This window comes from Flavobacteriales bacterium (assembly GCA_016712535.1).
Taxonomy (GTDB): Bacteria; Bacteroidota; Bacteroidia; order Flavobacteriales_F; family PHOS-HE28; genus PHOS-HE28.
This window is the reverse complement of the sequence record JADJQW010000003.1, coordinates 586,603-607,291: the sequence shown is the minus strand read 5'-3', so window position 1 is coordinate 607,291 and position 20,689 is coordinate 586,603. Positions and strand designations below refer to the sequence as shown.

The following is a 20,689-nucleotide window of genomic DNA, read 5'->3' as shown; positions in this document are numbered from 1 at the left end:
GCTCGTACTCCTCGCTTCTTCGTCGCTGCGGGGTACCCGCTTCAATCGCTCACGCGGCATCCTGCACTGCCTTCTGCATGACCAACTGATGAATGATGCTCTTGTAGTGTTCCGCGATCCGCCAGGCCTCCCCGGCATCGTCGCATTCCTCGATCACGAAGCCGTCGGGTGCTTCGCCGGTTCCGAGGTAGGTGGCAGTGAGGCGCCAAGCCGTTGCTCGAGCCTCCAGTCCGTCGATCAGCTGGCCGAGGTCGAGACCGTTGAGGCGGATGACGTATTCCTTGTCGTGGGCCATGGGGCCAGGTTAGGCACTCCCCGACATAAGAGCCAGGGATTACTCCAGCACGCGACAGCCAGCAGCGATCAAATGGTCATAAGTCTCGTCCAATTCGTGGATTGCACTTGGAACGCAGATCAGGACACCCTCGCGGCCACGCGTTAATAGAACGCGGTACGCGTTCAATCGCAGACCGAGCGGATCATCAACATCGCTGGGCTTCTGGTAACGCATGGCCAAGGCATCGTCCCACTGTCCCTCTTTCCGGATAAGGTCGGTACCCCAGACCAAGAGGCTGTGGTCCAATTCCAAACCTTGTGCTGAGAACTCACTGATCGCATCGTTCAACCGTCGGCAAGAACTGGGTGAACTTTCAGGGTCGGCGTACCAAGGCCCTGCACGGAAGGTCAAGGTCTTCACCTTCTGGAAGTCCAGCTCATCGAGGCCTTTGTCACGCCCACCCGTCAACAGTCCGTAGCGTGCTTCCGGCTGGTCGCGGTACTTCTCCCACAGAAAGGCCTTTGCTTGATGAAGGTCTCTCGAGATGCGTATCTGATAACCTTGGGACCAAAGTCGGTCGACCAGCGCCCTCAGTTGCTCCGATGAGTGTGTCCCATCCATCAAGGCACTGGCCCATTCACTCAGTCCGTGCGCGAAGTGGAAGCGCACGGAACGGGCCAAGTGCAAGGACTCGATGGACTTGTAGGGTATGCCGCGAGACTCGAAGATCGACGCGAACTGTGACGGGCCGCTCACATCCCACATTTCCCCGCCTAGTTGCACCGCCTCGGCCCATAGCTCCATGCCACCTTCTTCACCCGTATAGATCTGTTGTCCCTCGCCGATGAGGCCGATCACAACGGACCAAGATGGGATGCGGCCTGCGAACTGGACAAAAGAAGCTGGCTCGGAGATGGCTTTCGTGTCTTTGTGCTTCTGTTGCACACGATGAGCATCCCAAGCACGTTGGGCTTCGTCGAAGATGAGGACATGGTGAGGCGGGGCGATGGACTTCTTGTTGGAGTAACGCTTCACAAAGTCCTTCACATTCTGGACGAACACCTTGCCTTCGCCACCGGCGCGGCGCATCTCGTACTGCAGCACATCCACCAATGGCTTATTGCCGGAGAGGAATACCGCTGGTGCGCTCGGCTTCTGACCATTGGCCATTGGCTCGGCCAGATCATCGAGAAAATGCTCGTGGGCGATCTGAAGTCCCACATAGGTCTTGCCGGCACCGGGTACGCCGCTCACGAGCACCAACTTCCTCCGTTGCCGTTGGTGGGTCTCGTGTATCTCATCCACAACCGCTTTCAGTGCTTCACGGGTCACCTCGTCGATGCGCTTGATGCGAGGGAGGGCTTGGCTGCTGAAGTAGGCGCGGACAGCCTGTACGAGCGAAGGAGGGGGTTGGTGATTGTGCTGATCGAGGAATCGCTCCAATGCGATCGGTGCCTTCCCCGGAGAATCAAACCTTAGGACCTCCGCGTGCAAGCTGTCGATGTTGGTGAGGGTGAGCCATTCCTCCCTGCGCTGAACGCCGGGCATGCCGTAGTTGACCACCAGCGCGTGAACCGGAACACCATCCTCTCCGCAAAGAACGTGGTTGGTGTAGATCCGGCGAGCATAGTCGGCCACTTGCTCCAGATAGGCTTGGCCGGTCTGGCCATCGCCCTTCAGTTCCACGACCAAAACAGCGCCAGATATCAGCAGGACAACATCTGCCCGCTTTTGTGACTGTGGCAGACCATATTCGAAAATCGCCGAATAGTCCTGCGCCAAGGGCTGTATATCCAGCACTTTCCCTGCTTCCACTTGGATCAAAGGCAACGAGCTGTTCCAAGCCCTGATCTGCTCAGGTGTAGATTCCTTAACGAATGTGACCAGCGCATTCACCATTTCGCTCGTAGAAGTGCCTCGCAAGACCGGGAACGAACCGGCCCAGCCAGCATCCATTGACTCAATGACCGGGAACAAAGCGGAACTCATTTGATGTATGCCGAGCAAGGTAGCCGGTGCGGCCTCATCACCTTCAATACCGAGTTACGGCTGGTCTGCTCAAAGGCGCTCAAGGACCACTTCGCCAAGACAATCATAGCCCAGCACTTCCAAGCCTACGAAGGCAAGCAGCTGACCCTTCCTGCGGAAGCCGCAGGCCTGATGAGCTGACAACAGCCCGTCCATCCGGAGCTGCGGCCGGCTGATGCGTGATGCCCTCCAGACGCCGGCGCGATGAACGGACAGCCCTTCCGGGTGTACGGACCGTGCGATGATCCTGCAATCTCCTCCGCTCTTCCGACTTGCCCTCGCACTCCTGTTCTCCGCATGGGCGCCCCTGCCGCTTGTCTTCGCCTAGGATCTCAGTGGCACTTGGCGCGGCGAGCTGGTCCGCGGCATGAACGAGCGCTTCGTGATCGATATGGAGCTGATGGCCGATGCGGGCCGCATCACGGGCACCAGCCACATCACCTTCCCTTGGCAGCAGGCGCATTACGCGCGCATGGCCATCGAAGGCGAGTCGCGCGGTGGCGTGTGCCGCTTGCGCGAATCAGGCATCGTGGAGCAGAGCCTGACCGAGTACCGCTGGGTGCTGCAGGGCGGCGCGCTGCGGCTCGATACCAACGGAACCGCATGGCGGCTGTATGGCGAATGGCATCCGCCCGGCTGCGCGCCCGGCCGGATCATGCTGCTGCGCACGGCCACGAAGCAGCGGTCAGTGCACGAGCCGCCGCCACCGGTGCTGCCCCGGCGCGTGGAAGGAAGGCCGGTGGACTGGGAGGCCTCGGTGACGCTCGCGGCGGACGGCACGCTGCTCTTGCTCTACGACGACCGCCGCATGGACGGCGATACGGTGACCATCTTCGTCAATGGCGATTGCATCGCGCGGCGCATCGCGGTGCCGCATCGCTTCACGCCGCGCGCCATCCCCATCCGGCTGAGGCCTGGCACCAATTACCTGGTGATGCAGGCCGAGAACGAGGGGAGCGAGCCGCCGAACACCGCGGGGCTCGTGTTGCAGGCGGCAGGCGAGGAGCACCGGCTGGTGCTGCGCGCCACCGTGAAGCGCAGCGGCGGGCTGCGGATCCAATGCGGTCCCTAGCGATTGGCGCGATGAATCAGTGCGCCCGCAAGCTTCTCGCGCTCGTGGCGCTCACCGTGTCCACCGGCCTTCATGCGCAACCCGATCAATCGGTCATCATCGTGCGCGACGAGAACGGACACAGCATGCGCGGTACGTATGCGCCGAGCTTCGCTGAGCAGCAAGGGCTCGGCACCCGGCGATGGCCGGCGTGGACGGTGGAGCTGCATTTCAACGTGAGCGCCGATTACCCGTACGACCCGCATCAGGTCGGCACGCATCAATGGTGGGCGCTCGCACCGGACACGGTACGCTTCCATGGTCGCCGCCATCCGCGGTTCCAGGTGATCGATTGCTGGTGCGAGCGGAAGTTCCTGCTCGTGCGGCGCGGCCCGGAGAGCATGCGCATCGACCTGCCCGAAGCGAAGGATGAAGGCGTGGAGCGCGGAAGGGAACCGACCGTGATCGTATTCAAGCCGGATGGGCGCGCGCGTTGACCTGGTTCAGCTGTTCGCTCGTCGCGCCGACCAGCCGTACGCGGCATAGAGCAGACCGGGCACCGCCACCACGATGAAGGGCGAGGCCAATAGGTCGGGCCGCAGGGCGAGCAGCGCGACGATGCTCCCGAAGGCGATGAGCCCGCCAGCGAGCGGGCGCCAATAGGCGAGTGCAAGTCCCACGCTGGTGCAGCAGGGGAAGAAGGCGAAGGCGATCACCTCCTTGGTGCCGTTGAAGCGCATGCCGTTGGGTCCGTTCGCATCGCCGGTGAGGTGCCCGATGAGCATCCAGAGCAGGAAGAGGAGCATGACTGTGCCGGCGGTGAGCGCGGCCCAGCGCAGCAAGCGGAGCAAGGAAGTGGAAGGCATGATGGTACGGTGGCGCGAATCGAAAGTACGTGTTCGCGGATCTCGCTATGCGCCATGCGCTGCTCCACGTTGCGCGACCGCGAACAACGGGCCCTGCAGGAGGACAAGCATCATGGGATGTCCGAGGGGAGCAAGCGCAATGAGCTGCCTGATCGGTTCGCGTTATCGCTAGGGCCAACCAGCGCCTTCGCAAGTCCGGCGATACCGGTGGTGAGCGCGCGCCTTCGTGAGCGCAACAGCGTACCCCACCAGACGGGGTCGCGTCAATGCACGACGATCAGGCGTTCCTGCGCCAGGAGTTGCCCCTCCTCGCCCACCACGCGCACCAGGTAAGGCTGCGCGGCCAGGTCGGCCACGGGCAGAATAGCCTCCGGGCCCGTGAAGCGGACGGCGCGGAGCACGCGGCCCGAAGGGTCGATCAGCATGGCGCGCGCCGCACCCGGCGATGCGGGCAGGCGCAGGAACACCGCGTCGTTCGCCGGTACCGGGTACAGCAGCAGTTGGGGCAATCGCGATCCGGGCAGTGCCGTGGCGACGTCCGCGCAACTCGACCACACCCCGCTCAGCACGTTCGCGGTGTAGCTGTTCAGGCTGTCGATGTCCGCGCCGATGTCGCTGCCATCGGAGGCTGCGCCGTAATACGGACTGGTGGGCAGCAGCGCGTAGTTGTCGTTGGCAGCGTCCACGAAGCCCACGGGACCGGTGCCCGCCGGGAACCAGTGGTTGGGCGGGTAGCTCGCGGGGTTGCCGTTGGGTCCGCCGGGTGTGCCGATGAGCACGTTGTGCGAGAAGGTGGAGCCCGGGAAGTAGGTATTGATGGTGGGGTTCCCGCAGCCTGATCCCGTGCCGCACACCCCATAGCTGCCGAAGCCCACGATGTTGTCCTGGAAGGTGAGGAAGAGCGTGGGGTCGCCGCCCGCGCTGGTGGTGGTGCCCGCGTTGAGGCTGGTGTTGTGGCGGATGGTCAAGTGCTCCGTTCCGTTCAGGAACTGGTACATCTTGTTCACGTTGCTGATGGCGTACGCGAGGTTGTGCTCGATGAGGATGCGCGTGCTCACGGGATTGTCCAGCTGGTCATCGTGCCCGCTGATGTTGTAGCCGCCATCGCTGCCTTTGAGGATGTTGTAGCGCATGGTGATGTCCGTGGTGCGCGCCCACATGCTGGCGCCGCTTTGCGTGCGCGGGGTGATCACGATCGCGAAGCCGCTCTGGCAATCGGCCCAGTTGTTCTCCAGGATGTTGCCTTCCACCAGCACCCGCTGCGCGCTCTTCAACTCGAAGATGTTCTTCACGCACCAGGCCGTCCCGCCGAAATCAGGGTGCCCCTCCTTCCAGCTCATCGGCTTGAAGAAGTGGTTGTTGCGCACTTCGATGTCGGAGGGCACGAGGTCGGGGATGTTCGGGTTGGCGCCACCGAACATCACGTTCTCGCCGCTGCCCTCGAGGTAATTGTTCACGACCTTGAACGGGCCGGGGCCGTTCCATCCGCAGATGGCCTGCGCATCCTGGCTGGTGCTCTTGCAGTCGCTGATGTGGCAGTTGATGATGGCGGTGCGCGCGCTGTTGAGCATCACGCCGCGCTTGCTGCCGAGCGTTGCATCACCATGGATGTACATGCGATCGAGCACGATGTCGTGGGGCAGCGCGCCCACATTGTTCTGCGTGCCATCACCGATGCGGATGATGTCGCTGACGTAGCTGGTGGCCGCCACCTCCAAACCCATGAGGTAGTAATGATGCGCGCCGCTGAGGAAGGTGATCGCGCTCTGGTTGGCCGGCGCTTGGAAGCGCGCCAGGGTGCCGGCGTACGAGGGGTCGATGCGCTGATCGGCCGGCGGCAATTGCACATCGGGCAAATTGGTGCGGATCACGATCCAGTCATCGCCGGTCTTGGCGGGCAGCGTGATCGCCGCCGCGTAGGTGTGACCGGGCTGCAGCAGGATGGTAGTGCCGGGCTGCGCGGCGTTGATGGCCTGTTGCAACTGCCCGTTCAGGTAATCGCAGCCGCTGCTGCACACGGTGATGGTGGCCGCGGTGGTTGGGTAACAGACATCGAGGTACTCCTGCGGGAGTTCGGGGAGCACCTGGGAACGAGCGGCCAGAGCGAACGTGAGCAGGGCGATGGTGCAAGGAAGGCGCATGACAATGCGAAAGTAGAAGGTGTGCCGCCTTAGCTTGTGTCTCAGTTTGCCGAAGTGCCCTCTAAGTCGGTAGCACTTCGGCAAACTGAGACACTAACGTCAGCTGACGGTGTCAGAGCTTCACCACCCGCCAGCTGCCGATCGTGCGCTGATCGTTCGCGATGCGCACGATCAGTAGGCCATCACCGCAGTCCACGCGGAGCATCATGCGTTGATCGTTCACTTGTGCACGCGCTGGCACTTCGCGTCCCAGCGCATCGTGCACGGTGACGGTGTATCGATGGGCTGCTTCGGGCAGGTCGATCAGGAGCACATCCATGAACGGGTTCGGATGAACGGACACTTCCGCAGCGCGCAGTGACGCAACTCCCGTCGAGATCGGGTCCACGCAATCCGAGGTGCTGCTGCAGCCATCCACGGTAATCGTCACGGCAAAGGACCCGTTACCGCCCGGCGTGTAGATCTGGTCCGTCGCTCCAGCGATGGGCAGCGAGTCGTTGTCGCAATCGATCCATTGATACGCATCGGCGGTGGCATCGCAGAATAGCGAGGCATCGCCAACGGTGATGGTGGGCACGGCCGGTGGCTGTGCCACGGTCACCTCCACGGGATCGGTGTCCAGTTCGCAGCCCGATCCATCGGTCACCGTTACGAGGTAGCTGCCGGCATCGGTAACGGTGATGCTTGGTGTGGCCTCGCCCGTGCTCCAGGCATACGTTACCGCCGTCGGCGCCGTGAGCACGACGCTATCGCCGCTGCATAGGGCGATCGTGCCGGCAGGGTCGATCGGCAGCGCTGCCAAGGGGCATCCTGGAACGAACTCCCAGAACTCGTCGGTAAGTGTCTGGCCACCGCCCACGTATCCTATGCCGTTCAGGGCGACACCGGTGCTCACATTGGACGCTACGCCCGGGAAGCCCGCTGCGGGTGTCCAGGTATCGGTCGCCTGGTCCCATGCCCAAAGGTCATTTAAGCCAGGGCTGCCGGCGCCGATGAAGCCGCGGTTGCCGATGCTGAACCCGAAGGCCTGATAGCGCGGCGCACCGCCTACATCGGCCTTCTGCGTCCAGGTCTCCGTGACCGGGTCCCACTCGTAGAACTCGTCATGCTCGTTCACGCCATCGTATCCGGTGCCGATGTAGCCCTTCCCATTGATGGCGAAGCCCACACTGCCATACACAGGCGTGCCGGGGAAGGACGGTTTCTGCGTCCAGGTATTCGTCGCCTGGTCCCATTCCCAGAAGTCGCTCTGGCAACCCTCACCGTTGCCGGCATTGTCTCCGGTGCCGATGTAGCCCTTGTTGCCGATGGAGAAACCAGCCGCGCCCCATCGCCCGGTCGCGGGCAACGGCGCCTTCTCGGTCCAGGTGTTGTTCGCGGGATCGTACTCCCACAGGTCATTCCGGTAGCCGATGTCCCAGCCACCGAAGAAGTATCCTTTGTCGCCGATCGTAAAGGCGGTCACGTACAGGCTGCCATCACCGGGATAGGACGCGCGTGGCACCCAATTGCCTGTTTGGGTGTTGTACGACCAGAAGTCATGGAGGAAGGTATTGAGGTTGTACCCGCAACCGATGTACACACGATCGCCTATAGCAAAACCGGTTGCCCAGTATCGGTCGCCCCCCTCGATATCCGTGAGTTGGCTCCATGTGCCTTGGGCATGAATCGTTGTACTGGTGGAAAGGCCGACGAGCAGGAGAATGGCGGTGACTGTGTTGCGCATGGTGGTTGGGTAGGCAGCGTCAAATATCTGCTGATATCAGGAAGCTGAACATCAGTGAAGCTGGTCGGTGGAATGCGTTGATGGTGCGATTAGGGCGCGACCAGCACAGCGCCTTCCGTTCGCGTACTTTACGCGCAACCGATCCCTCGTATGAACACCAGGTCCTTGCTGCTGGTCCTTGCTGCGCTCGCGTTCCATCGCGCTATGGCCCAACCCTGCGCCTGCCCAGCCGCCTTCAGTTGGATGGTGACCACCTTCGAGCAAAACGACGCCGGTTTCCAGCTTGTGGTGGACCGCAAAGGCCAGGCCGCCTACGAAGAGCACACACAAGCCCTGCGCGCCAAAGCCGACAGCGCTAAGGATCCGGTCGCCTGCACGCAAGTGCTCGACGAATGGCTGCACTGGTTCCGCAAGGGGCATATCGGCATCGGTCCCACGGAACAGGCGCAACAAGCAGCGCAAGTGCACGCAGCGAACACGGCCGCGCAGCCCACGACCGTTCCACCGAGCCGCACGATGAAGCTCACGGAAGGGGATCTGGTGAAGCGATTGAATCAAGCCGGTGCGAAACGGCACCCCTTGGAAGGCGTGTGGACCATGGGACCCTACCGCGTGGGCATCGTGCGGCAACCGAAGGACAGCACGCGCTTCGATGCGGTGATCCTGGCCTCGGAGAACAAGAATTGGAGAACCGGCGAGGTGAAAGTTGAACTTCAACGCCAGGCGGACGGGCGCTACGCGGGCACCTTCTATATGGGCGACCATTCACCCGAACCAGTGGCGGCCACCTTAAAGGGCAGCAGCGGCAGCATGCTGCAGATGCGCGGTGTTTGGATGCGTCAGGTGCCCGCGCCACAGTTCTCCCCGGCCGAACGCATGCACCAACGGGCGATGGACGCCGAAGCGCCCTTCCTGGAGCGGCTCAGCGACCGCACGCTCTACATGCGCATCCCTTCCTTCGAATACGCGCAGAAGGCGATGATCGACAGCGTGCTCTCCGCCAACGATGCGCTGATCCGCAACACGGAGAATTTCATCATCGACATCCGCAACGGGACCGGTGGCAGCGATGCGAGCTACGCAGGGTTGATCCCCTACCTCTACACGGGACCGATACGCAGCGTAGGCGTGAAGCTGCGCGCCACCGAGCTGAACGCTGCGGGCTACGAGGCCTATGCCGACATGTTCGGTCGGGACACAGAGGATGGGCGCTGGTGCCTGGATGTGGCCACCCGCATGCGTGCTGCGCTCGGGACGTGGTTGGAGATGGACGAACAGCCGTGGTCAGTGGACAGCGCGCACACCGTGCTGCCCTTCCCGCAGCGGGTGGGGATCCTGCACAACGCCGGCAACGGCAGCACCGATGAGCAGTTCCTGTTGGATGCGCGCACCAGTGCCAAGGTGAAGCTCTTCGGACGCCCCACGCAAGGTTCGATCGATGCATCGAACCTGCGGGAGATCGCATCACCCGATGGTTGCTTCATGCTGGCCTATACCATGAGCCTGAGCCACCGCCTGCCGCACATGCCGGTGGATGTGATGGGCATCCAGCCGGACCACTACCTGGATGAGGGCATTCCGGAGATGGAGTGGATCGGGTATGTGCAGGGCGTGTTGGAGGGGCGGTGAACTGAACGACCGGTAACGTGTACAGCCTGCCGATGCGCGCGCTCCTCCTTGTGCTCCCGGTGCTGGCTTGTTGCGCCTGCACGCATACCCGTAACATACGCAAGGCGGAGCTGGTGAGCGCCAGCATGGACTCCGTCCGCGTAAGCCTCACCGGAACCGTGATGCTGGATGGCGGTTGTTCCGGGGATCGTCCGCTGTTCGCGTTGGAAATGCGCACAGATACCGGATGGGTGCAGCACATTCCCTTTGCGGGCTCGCAAATGCTCTGTGGCGCGGGCTCATGGTACTGGCGCAAGCGCGATGTGCTGCTGGACCTGAAGTTTGAAGTTGAATGGGGCCTGAGGCGTCGCAAGGACCGTGTGCTGGCACCAGGCATCTACCGCTTGGTGTTCATGGGCGCCAGCGGGAAGCGGAAGGCGACGCGGGAGTTCAACCTGTAGTATCACGAACCAGAAGTCCACCCCGACAGGATCGAACCGTGACCTCGCCTTGCGTGCACCATCCCTCGATGCGCCACCTCCTCACAGCCCTGCTCCTGACCCACTGTGCCCAAGCAGGAGCGCAGTTCAATGAGTTCTCCTTCCGCTTCAACTTCGCCTTCATCGAGGATGGTCCCGCGCTCGCTCCGTTGAAAGGTGCCTATCGCGTGGAGTACATCGGGCGCGGGCAATACTGGAGCTATGAGGATCCGCGCTGGCCGGTCCACTTCCCGGGCCAACCACGCAGCTTGACCCCGTGCATCAAGGTGAACGGCGCTCCCTTGATGGTGGTGGAAATGCGCGGGATCTTCGGCTACCCGGATAACAAGCTGATCGCGATCCGCGGATCCGACACCATGATCGTGGACCTGAACCTGGACGGGCGCATGGAAACACGTATGCTGGAGCGCACCGCGAAGCTGGGTGCACCGCCGCGTCCGCCCGTGCTGCTGCCGTTCCGCAAGGGATGGTTCACCAACATCGAACTGGTGCACGAGCCGGGCATCATGGCGCTTACGGAACGCTTCGACGCGCTTTGGGCGGAACGGCGCTCCGAGGTGCTCGCGCTCTATGAAACAGCCCGCCATTCGTTCACGCTCGAGTCGGACGGGTTGCGTACCGGGCCCTTGTCCATCAATATCGATCGCGACCCGAACTATGCGCACCACTTGCTTGAGTTCCCGGCGAGTGGACCTGGGACGCGCTTCGAGCTTTACATGCAGGATAGCACGGGCGTGGCGAGCACCACTGCCAGCCTGAGTGTGGACATGCCGCCGGATGGGGAGACCAGCAAGTGGGTGGACATCACCGAGCTGCCGTATGGTCGGTACACCACCTACCTGCGATGGCGTGGGCATGAGAGCTTGTTCTTCTTGACGTTCGGATGGTGATGGGCAGAACGGCTCCGCATGGCATGCGCACGGCCTGCGCCGCTGTCCTCTTGATCGCTGCGCATTTGATACAGGCTCAACCCGGTTGGCGTGAGCTGGAATTCTCCTTCATGCTGGAGCACCAAGGGTTGGCTGTGCCCGCTGAACGGTTGCAGAAAGGCAACGAATTCATCTTCGAGGTGGACGGTGAACGCACCCGGCCGTTCCCCGTCAACAACACCCCCCTCAGCATGGTCGAGTTCCCGGCAGAACGGAGCGACATCACCCGGCATCGCGACACGCTCTGGCTGCGCATCCGGCATCGCGATGAAGGGGTGATGGAGATCGCCTTCCCGCCACGCGCGGGCTTGCGCACGAACCACCCGTATGCCACGGACCACATGATCGTGGCCTTCGCCCCCGGCCGCACCAGCGTGACCGACCTGCCCAAGTTCCTGCGCGTCACCGGCACCTTGGTCGGACTGGACCCCTTGATGGAGTTCTTCCCAGGCACGATCATGGCCGCGAGCTGTGGGTGCGACACGGTCCATCACGCCATTGACCGTTTGCGACCGACCTTCGACTTCGGCGTACGCTGCCGCACGACCCGTACCGGCAGCCTGCCCGAAGCGGTAGTGCACCTATTTGCCGAAAGTCCCTACCACCCGGACATCAGCATGCGTATCCGTGGTACGGCCCTCGGACCTGAGTGGCCGCTGGACACGGTACGCTTCGCCCCCACACAGTTCCGTGCAACGGGCTGGCATCGCGTTGAATTGGATACCGCCGTGGTGCGCGACACTGTGTTCGGCTGGGACCATGCAGGGTACGATCGACATGTGGGCGTGCCACCGCCCAGCTATGTGGTGCACCTCTCGCACGCGCAGCCCACCAAACGCGATACCTTGGTGTTCCGCTTCTGGTGGTTGGGTGGCAGTGAGCATGTGCGCATCACGCATCGCACGGTCCCGGACCTTGAAGGTGAGCACATCCTGGAGTTCACGGTCGATCGGTCCCCGGTGGGGATAACCGATGATCACGCGCAGGAACGCGAGGTCACCGTGCAGGTGCCGCCCTTGCCTGCCGGGCGTGTGCGGTTGCAGGTGAAGTACAAGGAGGATCCGTCCTTCCCTACGCCACGTTATGCCGCGTTGGATGGACACTACCTTACGGTACGATGAAGTGGTTGGCCGCACATGACTTGCTGATCGGTGCGCTGGTGATCATGGGCGCACCACTGAGCGCGCAGCCCCAACCGCCCGACTTCTGCTTCGTGATCTCCGAACCCGGCGATGCCGACAAGCCGCTGTCGCGTGCCTACGTGGTGAAGCAGCAGTACCGCGAGCGCGTGCGTTACTACGACTCGGATCAATACTGGCTCAAGCGGGACACGAGCATCGCATTGCATAGCCGCGACCTGTTCAAGGAGAAGAACGATGGCTGGCGCGTGTTCACGCCGATGGTTGGTGTGTCCGAGAGCCGCATCCTGGTGATCGCCGGCACCGACACCATGCGCATCGATCTGCCCGATGATATGCAGCCGCTGATCGATCGGGCCTGGGCGCGCTGGCCCGAGCCTTCTCCGGAGGTGATGCGCTTCAAGCCCGGACGCACATGGGACGTGAACACCTGCATCAACGAATACCAGGCCGGTGTGGCCACGCACCAGTTCATTCTGAAGCGCTTGAAGAAGGAAGCGAACTGGGTGGATCCACCCGCGAACATCCCACCGCCGGGCATCCGTCCGCCGGAGCCGCGACGACCTATTGAGCCCATCGCCGCACCTGAGCCGAAGCGACCTGCCACGCCCGAGGATCCGGAAGCGTTCTGGGCCAAGCAGCCGCCGTTGAAGAACGTGGAGGTGGAGCGCATCAGCGCCGACACGGTCTGGCTGCGCATCACCGGTCGTGTGATGCTGGACGGCGGGTGCGCGAGCAGGATGCCCCTGTTCGGCGTCGAGCTGCTCGCCGACACGGGATGGGTGATGCGGCTCCCGCATCGCGTGCAGATGGACTGCGGCATGCCGTGGGGAGACTGGGAGGACCAGCTGGTGATGCTGCACCCCTTGCGAAGCGTTAGCGGGTGGGTAGGCGCCAATTCACCCACGGCCACGAAAGAGCTTATGCCCGGCACCTACCGCATTGTGCTGATGGGTGGGAATATGCAGGAGATGCGTACAAGACCTTTCCGGTTGCCGTGAAGGGCTGTGCAGCGATGCCTTCCAGCTGATCGATCCAGTACGTTCGAGAGCAAGCGTGCAGTGTTCGCGCGGTTCAGAACGATGATCGGATCACGGTCCTCGTAAGGTTGGCTCAACATGATCCACCTACATTCACGTCCGACTTTCCTGGGCAGGTCATTGCGAACGAGGCAAGGGGGATGACCATCCCGATACAGTGGAGCGCAGATCATGAGCACATACCGCAACCTGATCTTCGCGATCGTCCTGGGGCTATCGACAAGCGCGCAAGCACAGTACCTCGATTCGCTCTACGCCATCTGGCAAGACCCGTCCCGATCCGATTCCATCCGTGTTGCCGCCTACGTTGACTATGTGTGGGACGGCTACCTGTACACGCAGCCCGACACGGCCGCGATCCTGGCCGAAGCCCTGCACACCTTCGCCCAAGCGCGCCAATACCCCAGGGCCTCAGCAAAAGGGTACAACCTGCAAGGTGGTGCGAGCAAGAACTTGGGCGACTACCCCCGCGCCTTGGCCTACTACCAACAAGGCTTGGCGATCAATGAACGGATCGGGGACAAGAAAGGCATCGCAGGCAGCCTGAACAACATCGGCCTCATTTACTGGCAGCAAGGCAACAACCCGCGCGCGTTGGCATACTACCAGAGGTCCCTCGCGATCTTCGAAGGGATCGGGGAGAAGACCGGCCTCGCGAACAACCTCAACAACATCGGCACCATCTACCTCGATCAAGGCAATTTCACCCGCGCGTTGGAGTACCTCGAAAAGAGCCTGGCGATCCGGGAAGCGAGCGGGGATATGAAGAACATGGCGAGCAGCCTAAGTAATCTCAGTGCGGTGTACGCCGAACAAGGTGATACGGCCCGCGCGTTGGAATACAACCAAAGAGCCTGGCGATCCAGGAAGAGATCGGGGATAAGAGCGGCATCGCGGTCAGCCTGAACAACATCGGTGTCATCTACGGTGGCCAAGGCAACTACCCCCGTGCGTTGGAATACCACCAAAAGGCGCTGGCGATGCGGGAAGAGCTCGGGGACAAGAGCGGGCTCGCCATAAGCCTGAACAACATCGGGCTGGTCTATCGCGGACAGGGCAAGGCCAGCCTTGCGATCGGCTATTGCCGAAAGAGCCTGGCCCTGGCGGAAGAGATCGGTGCATGGGACCTCCAGAAGGATGCGTGTCAATGCCATTATGATGCCTACAAGGCCATGGGCAAAGGCAACGAAGCGCTGGTGTATCTGGAGAAGATGAACGTGATCACCGACAGCCTCAACGCCCAAGAGACCTCCAAGAAATTAGAGCAGATGGAGTTCGCCAAGGTGATGCTGCAGGATAGCATCGCCAAGGCCGAAGAAGCCCGTCTGGTGCAGCAAGCGCATGAAGCGCAGATGCGCGGCGAGGAGCGTACACGGAACATCGCCATCGGTGGTGGCTTAGCGGTGCTGCTGTTGGCCGGTGGCATCTACACCCGCTTGCGGTACGTGCGCCGATCGAAGGCTGCACTGCAAGTGGAGAAGGACCGCTCCGAGAACCTCCTGCTCAACATCCTGCCGGCCGACATTGCGGCCGAGCTGAAGGAGAAGGGCAGGGCCGATGCGCGTGACTTCGATCAGGTCAGCATCCTCTTCACCGATTTCAAAGGCTTTACCGCTGCATCAGAGAAGCTGAGCGCCCAGGAGCTGGTCAGTGAGATCAATACATGCTTCGAGGCCTTCGACGACATCGTGGGCAAATACGGCATCGAGAAGATCAAGACCATCGGCGATGCGTACATGGCCGCTGGCGGGCTACCGGTGCCAACGGACAACTCGGCCACGAACACGGTGCTGGCGGCCTTGGACATGCAGGCCTTCATGAAGCGGCACAAGGCCGAGCGCGAGGCCCTGGGGAAGCCCTACTTCGAGATGCGCGTGGGCATCCACACCGGCCCTGTGGTGGCAGGCATCGTGGGCGTGAAGAAGTTCCAGTATGACATCTGGGGCGATACGGTGAACACGGCCAGCCGGATGGAATCATCCGGCGAGGTCGGACAGGTCAACATCAGCGAGGCGACGTATGCGCTGGTGAAGGATGCCTCGGCATCGCGCGGCAACCCGGCATTCACCTTCACCCCCCGCGGCAGAGTGCAGGCGAAGGGCAAGGGCGAAATGGAGATGTACTTCGTTCACCGTAGCAGCGAAGTCGCGTAGGTGAAATTCGTCCAATGCCCGGCCACCATCAGTACAACGCGGAGCGATGGACCCGTCTAGGCGCCGATGGGCAACCACTGAGGGGGCCGATCGCAAGGATCTCCCCATTCACCAACCCCCATTCACCATATCCTATTCACCATTCACCAACTCCCATTCACCTGCATTCGTAAGTATTGATAGTTCGCGCGGCTTTGTGCAGTTTGGCACCATGCTATCCTCCACCGCACGCACCCTGCTCGTGCCTGCCCTGCTCACCTGCCTTGCCTTCTCGGCAGCTGCCCAGCGCAATGTCGATTCGATCCTGCACGTATTGGAGACCGCGCCGCCGGACAGCAACCGCCTGCGCTCACTGAACCGCGCTGGCGCCATCTTCATGGAGCGCGGCGATCTCGACAGGGCCATCGCGCTGTACACCGAGCTCACGGAGCTCGCGCGCAAGTTGGGCAACACCCGTGCACAGGGCCTCGGCCTTGAGCAGTTGGGCACGGCGAACTACTACCTGGGCCGTGCACCCGCCGCCATGGACTTTTGGGAGCAAAGCATGGCCATACGCTTGGACCTTGCCGATTCCATCGGAATCTACGCGCTGCGCATCAACATGGCGAACGGCATGGTGAGCATGGACGATCTCGAGCAGGGACTGCGCGCGTTCTTCGAGGTGCTGGCTTGGGCGGAGCGCAACGGTGACCGTTCGTTCCAGTCTTCCTGCTACTCCAACATCGCCATGGTGTATGCCCTACAGGGCAAACTGGAGGATGCCGCCAGCTACTACCGCCGCTTGCTCGTCGATTTCAAGTCAGAGATCACTCCGGTGGACCGAAGCATCGCGCTCGCCAACTTCGGGCAGGTCCAGTTGGACATGGGCCAGCCGGACGCTGCGCGGATCACCTTCACCGAGCTGAAGGAATTGGCCGAGGCCGGGCGCATGATCGCAGCGTTGTCCACCGCCGAACTCGGTTTGGGCAACGTGGCACGGCTGGCCGGGGACCGCATCGGCGCTCGCGCGCATTTCGAACGGGCCCGGCTCGGCTACGCGGCGGAGGACCATGCGATCGACGTGGCCATCGTTCAGGAACGCCTTGCCTCGCTCGATCGCGAAGCGGTGGACAGCCTCGACCGCGCCTACCTGGAGCGCTTCTTCCACGGAGCCACCAAGCCGGCCCTCGCCGAAGCCCATGCCCTGCTCGATAGTGCCATCACCACCTTCCTGGTCAACGAGGACACGCCCAATCTGATGAGCGCCTACAGCGCGCTCAGCGAGGTGGAGCGCGCGCAGGGTGATCATCGCAGCGCCTTGGAGCACCACAAGCTCTTCAAAGCATGGAGCGATACGCTCTTCAACGCCGAGCGCGACAAGAAGCTCACGGAAACGGCCATGACCTATGAATTCGAGAAGAAGCAGGCCGCCGCGAAGGCCGAGCAGGAGAAGAAGGACCAGCGCCAGCGGCTGGTACGCAATTCCATCGCGGGCGGTCTCGCCTTCTCGTTGTTGTTCCTTGGGGTCGTATGGCGGCAACGCAACAAGATCAACGCGGCGCGCAAGCGCAGCGACGAACTGTTGCTGAACATCCTGCCCGAAGAGGTGGCGGATGAACTGAAGGCAACGGGCGCTGCGGAAGCGAAACACTTCGACACGGCCACCATCCTTTTCACCGATTTCAAGGGTTTCACGCAACTGAGCGAGCAGGTGACACCGGCGGAACTGGTCGCGGAACTGAACACCTGCTTCAAGGCCTTCGACGGCATCATGGCGAAGTACCGCATCGAAAAGATCAAGACCATCGGAGACGCTTACATGGCCGCCGGCGGATTGCCCGACCCGCAACACGGTCCACCGGCCGATGTGATCCGTGCGGCACTGGAGATGCAGGACTTCATGAAGCGGCACAAAGCGGAACGCGAAGCCGCAGGCAAACCCTTCTTTGAGATGCGCGTGGGCATTCACACCGGCCCGGTCGTAGCAGGCATCGTGGGCGTGAAGAAGTTCCAGTACGACATCTGGGGCGATACCGTGAACACGGCCAGCCGCATGGAGAGCAGCGGGGAAGTGGGGCAGGTCAATATCAGCGAAGCCACCTATGCCTTGGTCAAGGACGCGCCCTGGCTCGCCTTCGCTCCGCGCGGAAAAGTGCAGGCCAAGGGCAAGGGCGAGATGAACATGTACTTTGTAACATCCGAATGAGGCCCCATCTGTTGTGGTTATTCGGCCTCGCCGCCTTGGCAACGAGTGCCCAGAGCCCGGCCATGCTCGACTCCGTGGAGCAGGAGATCAACCGTGCCGCACACGATACCACTCGAGCGGACCTGCTTGTGACGCTGTACGAATGGACCGCGCACCAAGGCGCCATGGCCGAACAATACCGCGACCGCCTGTTCAACGTGTTCGTTGAGCTCGAGCGGTCCTCCGAACCCGCGGTGGTGCGCAAGGCGGCCCGTGTACGCGCCCGTTACCTGTGCGCCTTCGGATCACAGCAGACCTACACCTCCGATTTCAGCGGGGCACTGAAAGCCTACATGGAAGCCTGGCGCATCACGGAGAACCCTACGGACCGGGAAACGTTGGACCATTACGCACGCCTGCAGCGTTTCTACGAACTGATGGGAGACACCACCCGCATGGTGGAGTTCGCGCGGCAGATGCTCCCTTTCGCCCATGCGCTCAAGGACACCGCCTCCGTGCTGCTCGCGCAGCTGGCCATCGCCATCAAGGAGCCGGACCATGTGCCCATCGACAGCTTGATTGTTCTGGGCGATCGCTTCACCAAGACAGCGCACGATCGCGGCATCTTCAATTGGAACATCGCCTACCTGCTCAGAGCACGGGGCGACCAGGATGAAGCGATGCGTTGGTTGAGGAACTCCATCGCCGCACATGGTGACGACCCGGTGGACCTGCCCTTCGCGCTCATGCACTGGACGTTGGCGGAGCATTACGACAGGATGGACAGCGTCCGGCAGGGCATCGCCACCATCGAGCGGGCCATCGAGTTAACGAAAGTCGCCAAGGTTGATGCATGGCTGGGACGCGAGCGCACCTTGTTGGGCGAGTTGCTGATCCGCGATGAACGGCTGCGCGATGCGGAGCAGGCCTTGTTACAGGCCATCGAGGAATTGAAAGCCACCGGACAGGTGCGCTTCGAGATGGCGGCAACGAAGGCCCTGAAAGACCTCTACGTCCGTGAGGGACGCCTTGCCGACGCCCTGCACATCACGGAAAATTGGGTCGTCTTGAAGGACAGTGTGGACGGGATGCAAGCCGTAAGGGAGACGGCCCAATTGGAGTTCGAGGCGGAGATGAGGGCGGACAGCCTCTCCAACGCCATGCGCATGGCGCAGGAGATCCAACGCGGGGAAGCGCGCGTTGCCCAAGAGCGCACCCGCCGCAACATCGTCCTGTTCGCCGGGCTCGGTCTGCTCGTCTTCGGGGTGGTGGTGTTCCAACAGCGACGCCGCACGCAAAAAGCCCTTCAACGCAGCGATGAACTCCTGCTGAACATCCTGCCCGAGGAAGTCGCGGAAGAACTGAAGGCAACGGGCGCTGCGGAAGCGAAACACTTCGACACGGCCACGATCCTGTTCACGGATTTCAAAGGCTTCACGCAATTGAGCGAACAAGTGACGCCCGCCGAACTCGTCGCGGAGCTCAACACCTGCTTCAAGGCCTTCGACGGCATCATGGCGAAGTACCGCATCGAAAAGATCAAGACCATCGGAGACGCTTACATGGCCGCCGGCGGATTGCCCGACCCGCAACACGGTCCACCGGCCGATGTGATCCGTGCGGCACTGGAGATGCAGGACTTCATGAAGCGGCACAAAGCGGAACGCGAAGCCGCAGGCAAACCCTACTTCGAGATGCGCGTGGGCATCCACACCGGGCCGGTCGTCGCCGGCATCGTTGGCGTGAAGAAGTTCCAATACGACATCTGGGGCGACACCGTGAACACGGCGGCACGCATGGAGAGCAGCGGCGAAGTGGGCCAGGTGAATATCAGCGAGGCGACGTACCGATCGGTGAATGGTGAAGAGCGAATGGTGAATGGTGAGGATGGGGCCAGCTATTCACCAACTCCCATTAACCATTCACCCGCGTTCGTATTCACCCCGCGTGGAAAGGTGCAGGCGAAGGGGAAAGGTGAAATGGAGATGTACTTCGTGGAGCGATCGTAATTTCATCCGCCACTTCTCCCATGATGTCCATGTCCGGGAAGATTGTCACGTGCACGCTGCTCCGCCGTCGCTCCATGACCTCCGCTCATGCTCGAGCATCCACCTGCCGTTACACCGACAGCTTCAACGCGATGCAGATGAACACATGCGGTTACAACCGGTTGGCAAACGGTGTGGCAACCCGTCAAGCCCGTTGCAAAGCCAGGCTGGATCGTTGGATCCATCGTGATCCTTGAACATGCATCCCGCCATCCGCCAACTGTACATGCCTGTGCAACCGACCGTTCAAGGGTCTACCGGTAACGTGGCGTATGCGGAATTCAAGCCGGCCTCGCAACTCGAGGACTTCATTCATTGTTATTGGCAGCTCAATACGAGCGTCGCGCTTTCAGAGCCGTTCGTGTATCGCGTGGTCGCCGATGGCTGCATCGACATCTTCGTTGAGCTGAACGCCCCTCAGGACAATTACGTGATGGGATTTTGCAAGCGGTACACGCAATTCCCGCTGGGCACGTCCTTCAACTACATCGGCGTGCGGTTCCTCCCCACCGTGTTCCCTCAGCTGTTCAGGGTCAACGCAGCCGAGCTGAGCGATCGCTTCGAGCCACTCGTCAACGTGGTGCCGCACCTCTCGGCTTTCATCGCCGAACGGTTCAATGCGGGCACAACGACCGAAGAGTTGCGAAGCGTCCTGGACGCATACTTCACGGGCTTGGTAGAGCGCACCCCGTTCGACGATGATGGCAGGCTGTACAGGGCCATCGAGGTGATCCTGAAGAAGTCCGGGGTGGTGAACATCGAAAGGGACCTGGACACGGGCATCAGTCCGCGCCAGCTCCGACGGCTGTTCGAGTACTACATCGGCGACACGGCCAAGACCTTCGCGAAAGTGGTCCGCTTCCAGAACGTACTGCGTGCCAAGCCTTCATCCCAGAGCCTGAAGCACAACGAACTGTTCTTCGGTGAAGGTTATTACGACCAGTCCCACTTCATCAAGGAGTTCAAGGCCTTCTATGGTGTAACACCCAGCAAGGCGTTCGGCCGGTGATCTTGTTCGT

Annotated in this window: 18 protein-coding genes; 13 read left to right on the top strand and 5 right to left on the bottom strand. The window is 61.9% G+C overall.

Annotated elements, in window-relative coordinates; all coding sequences use genetic code 11:
• Positions 1-49: 49 nt before the first annotated feature.
• Positions 50-295: a hypothetical protein gene (locus IPK70_12885; protein ID MBK8228053.1), complete on the bottom strand. Its 246-nt coding sequence runs from the start codon at positions 293-295 to the stop codon at positions 50-52.
• Between the two features lie 39 nt (positions 296-334).
• On the bottom strand, positions 335-2,176 hold the full coding sequence (locus IPK70_12880) for a DUF2075 domain-containing protein (protein MBK8228052.1): 1,842 nt from the start codon (positions 2,174-2,176) through the stop codon (positions 335-337).
• Positions 2,177-2,269: 93 nt separating this feature from the next.
• Between IPK70_12880 and IPK70_12875 the strand changes: the two genes are divergently transcribed.
• From IPK70_12875 to IPK70_12865, 3 genes are all read left to right on the top strand, one after another.
• Positions 2,270-2,446, top strand: a complete 177-nt coding sequence (locus tag IPK70_12875) for a hypothetical protein (protein ID MBK8228051.1) — start codon at positions 2,270-2,272, stop codon at positions 2,444-2,446.
• 226 nt (positions 2,447-2,672) lie between these two features.
• Complete coding sequence (locus tag IPK70_12870) at positions 2,673-3,377, top strand: hypothetical protein (protein ID MBK8228050.1); 705 nt, start codon at positions 2,673-2,675, stop codon at positions 3,375-3,377.
• Positions 3,378-3,388: 11 nt separating this feature from the next.
• Positions 3,389-3,853: a hypothetical protein gene (locus IPK70_12865; protein MBK8228049.1), complete on the top strand. Its 465-nt coding sequence runs from the start codon at positions 3,389-3,391 to the stop codon at positions 3,851-3,853.
• 6 nt (positions 3,854-3,859) lie between these two features.
• Here the strand turns inward: IPK70_12865 and IPK70_12860 are convergent, their stop codons facing one another.
• The 3 genes from IPK70_12860 to IPK70_12850 all read right to left on the bottom strand — a co-directional run bounded on the left by IPK70_12860 (position 3,860) and on the right by IPK70_12850 (position 8,089).
• Entirely contained in the window at positions 3,860-4,222 is a 363-nt protein-coding gene (locus tag IPK70_12860; GenBank protein MBK8228048.1) for a hypothetical protein, read from the bottom strand.
• 263 nt (positions 4,223-4,485) lie between these two features.
• A complete protein-coding gene (locus tag IPK70_12855) occupies positions 4,486-6,363 on the bottom strand; it encodes a hypothetical protein (GenBank protein ID MBK8228047.1) in 1,878 nt (625 codons plus the stop codon).
• A 112-nt stretch (positions 6,364-6,475) separates the two neighbouring features.
• Positions 6,476-8,089 (bottom strand): hypothetical protein, encoded by a 1,614-nt coding sequence (locus tag IPK70_12850; GenBank protein ID MBK8228046.1) that lies wholly within the window; start codon positions 8,087-8,089, stop codon positions 6,476-6,478.
• Positions 8,090-8,293: 204 nt separating this feature from the next.
• Here IPK70_12850 and IPK70_12845 point away from each other — a divergent pair, with 204 nt between their 5' ends.
• The 10 genes from IPK70_12845 (at position 8,294) to IPK70_12800 (ending at position 20,679) form a co-directional block, all read left to right on the top strand.
• The gene (locus tag IPK70_12845) at positions 8,294-9,718 is read left to right on the top strand and encodes a peptidase S41 (GenBank protein MBK8228045.1); all 1,425 of its coding nucleotides are present in this window, start codon (positions 8,294-8,296) and stop codon (positions 9,716-9,718) included.
• A 32-nt stretch (positions 9,719-9,750) separates the two neighbouring features.
• Positions 9,751-10,158, top strand: a complete 408-nt coding sequence (locus IPK70_12840) for a hypothetical protein (protein MBK8228044.1) — start codon at positions 9,751-9,753, stop codon at positions 10,156-10,158.
• A gap of 68 nt (positions 10,159-10,226) precedes the next feature.
• Positions 10,227-11,087 carry a hypothetical protein gene (locus IPK70_12835; protein ID MBK8228043.1) on the top strand — a complete coding sequence of 287 codons (861 nt, stop codon included), beginning with the start codon at positions 10,227-10,229 and terminating at the stop codon, positions 11,085-11,087.
• 23 nt (positions 11,088-11,110) lie between these two features.
• Positions 11,111-12,247, top strand: coding sequence for a hypothetical protein (locus IPK70_12830; GenBank protein MBK8228042.1), 1,137 nt, complete (start codon positions 11,111-11,113; stop codon positions 12,245-12,247).
• On the top strand, positions 12,244-13,266 hold the full coding sequence (locus IPK70_12825) for a hypothetical protein (GenBank protein ID MBK8228041.1): 1,023 nt from the start codon (positions 12,244-12,246) through the stop codon (positions 13,264-13,266). Before IPK70_12830 ends, IPK70_12825 begins: the two co-directional genes overlap by 4 nt.
• 210 nt (positions 13,267-13,476) lie before the next feature.
• A complete protein-coding gene (locus IPK70_12820; protein ID MBK8228040.1) occupies positions 13,477-14,211 on the top strand; it encodes a tetratricopeptide repeat protein in 735 nt (244 codons plus the stop codon).
• Positions 14,212-14,258: 47 nt separating this feature from the next.
• Positions 14,259-15,458 carry a tetratricopeptide repeat protein gene (locus IPK70_12815; GenBank protein ID MBK8228039.1) on the top strand — a complete coding sequence of 400 codons (1,200 nt, stop codon included), beginning with the start codon at positions 14,259-14,261 and terminating at the stop codon, positions 15,456-15,458.
• A gap of 727 nt (positions 15,459-16,185) precedes the next feature.
• Positions 16,186-17,643 carry an adenylate/guanylate cyclase domain-containing protein gene (locus tag IPK70_12810; protein ID MBK8228038.1) on the top strand — a complete coding sequence of 486 codons (1,458 nt, stop codon included), beginning with the start codon at positions 16,186-16,188 and terminating at the stop codon, positions 17,641-17,643.
• Entirely contained in the window at positions 17,640-19,631 is a 1,992-nt protein-coding gene (locus IPK70_12805) for a hypothetical protein (GenBank protein MBK8228037.1), read from the top strand. Before IPK70_12810 ends, IPK70_12805 begins: the two co-directional genes overlap by 4 nt.
• Before the next feature lie 238 nt (positions 19,632-19,869).
• Entirely contained in the window at positions 19,870-20,679 is an 810-nt protein-coding gene (locus tag IPK70_12800; GenBank protein MBK8228036.1) for an AraC family transcriptional regulator, read from the top strand.
• Positions 20,680-20,689: the final 10 nt, after the last annotated feature.

Coding starts and splice junctions, on each gene's coding strand:
- IPK70_12865 (MBK8228049.1), top strand. CDS start 3,389: ATGAATCAGTGCGCCCGCAAGCTTCTCGCGCTCGTGGCGCTCACCGTG.
- IPK70_12800 (MBK8228036.1), top strand. CDS start 19,870: ATGCATCCCGCCATCCGCCAACTGTACATGCCTGTGCAACCGACCGTT.
- IPK70_12850 (MBK8228046.1), bottom strand. CDS start 8,089: ATGCGCAACACAGTCACCGCCATTCTCCTGCTCGTCGGCCTTTCCACC.
- IPK70_12840 (MBK8228044.1), top strand. CDS start 9,751: ATGCGCGCGCTCCTCCTTGTGCTCCCGGTGCTGGCTTGTTGCGCCTGC.
- IPK70_12870 (MBK8228050.1), top strand. CDS start 2,673: ATGAACGAGCGCTTCGTGATCGATATGGAGCTGATGGCCGATGCGGGC.
- IPK70_12845 (MBK8228045.1), top strand. CDS start 8,294: ATGGCCCAACCCTGCGCCTGCCCAGCCGCCTTCAGTTGGATGGTGACC.
- IPK70_12885 (MBK8228053.1), bottom strand. CDS start 295: ATGGCCCACGACAAGGAATACGTCATCCGCCTCAACGGTCTCGACCTC.
- IPK70_12835 (MBK8228043.1), top strand. CDS start 10,227: ATGCGCCACCTCCTCACAGCCCTGCTCCTGACCCACTGTGCCCAAGCA.
- IPK70_12825 (MBK8228041.1), top strand. CDS start 12,244: ATGAAGTGGTTGGCCGCACATGACTTGCTGATCGGTGCGCTGGTGATC.
- IPK70_12860 (MBK8228048.1), bottom strand. CDS start 4,222: ATGCCTTCCACTTCCTTGCTCCGCTTGCTGCGCTGGGCCGCGCTCACC.
- IPK70_12855 (MBK8228047.1), bottom strand. CDS start 6,363: ATGCGCCTTCCTTGCACCATCGCCCTGCTCACGTTCGCTCTGGCCGCT.
- IPK70_12820 (MBK8228040.1), top strand. CDS start 13,477: ATGAGCACATACCGCAACCTGATCTTCGCGATCGTCCTGGGGCTATCG.
- IPK70_12830 (MBK8228042.1), top strand. CDS start 11,111: ATGCGCACGGCCTGCGCCGCTGTCCTCTTGATCGCTGCGCATTTGATA.
- IPK70_12805 (MBK8228037.1), top strand. CDS start 17,640: ATGAGGCCCCATCTGTTGTGGTTATTCGGCCTCGCCGCCTTGGCAACG.
- IPK70_12810 (MBK8228038.1), top strand. CDS start 16,186: ATGGTGTATGCCCTACAGGGCAAACTGGAGGATGCCGCCAGCTACTAC.
- IPK70_12880 (MBK8228052.1), bottom strand. CDS start 2,176: ATGGTGAATGCGCTGGTCACATTCGTTAAGGAATCTACACCTGAGCAG.
- IPK70_12875 (MBK8228051.1), top strand. CDS start 2,270: ATGTATGCCGAGCAAGGTAGCCGGTGCGGCCTCATCACCTTCAATACC.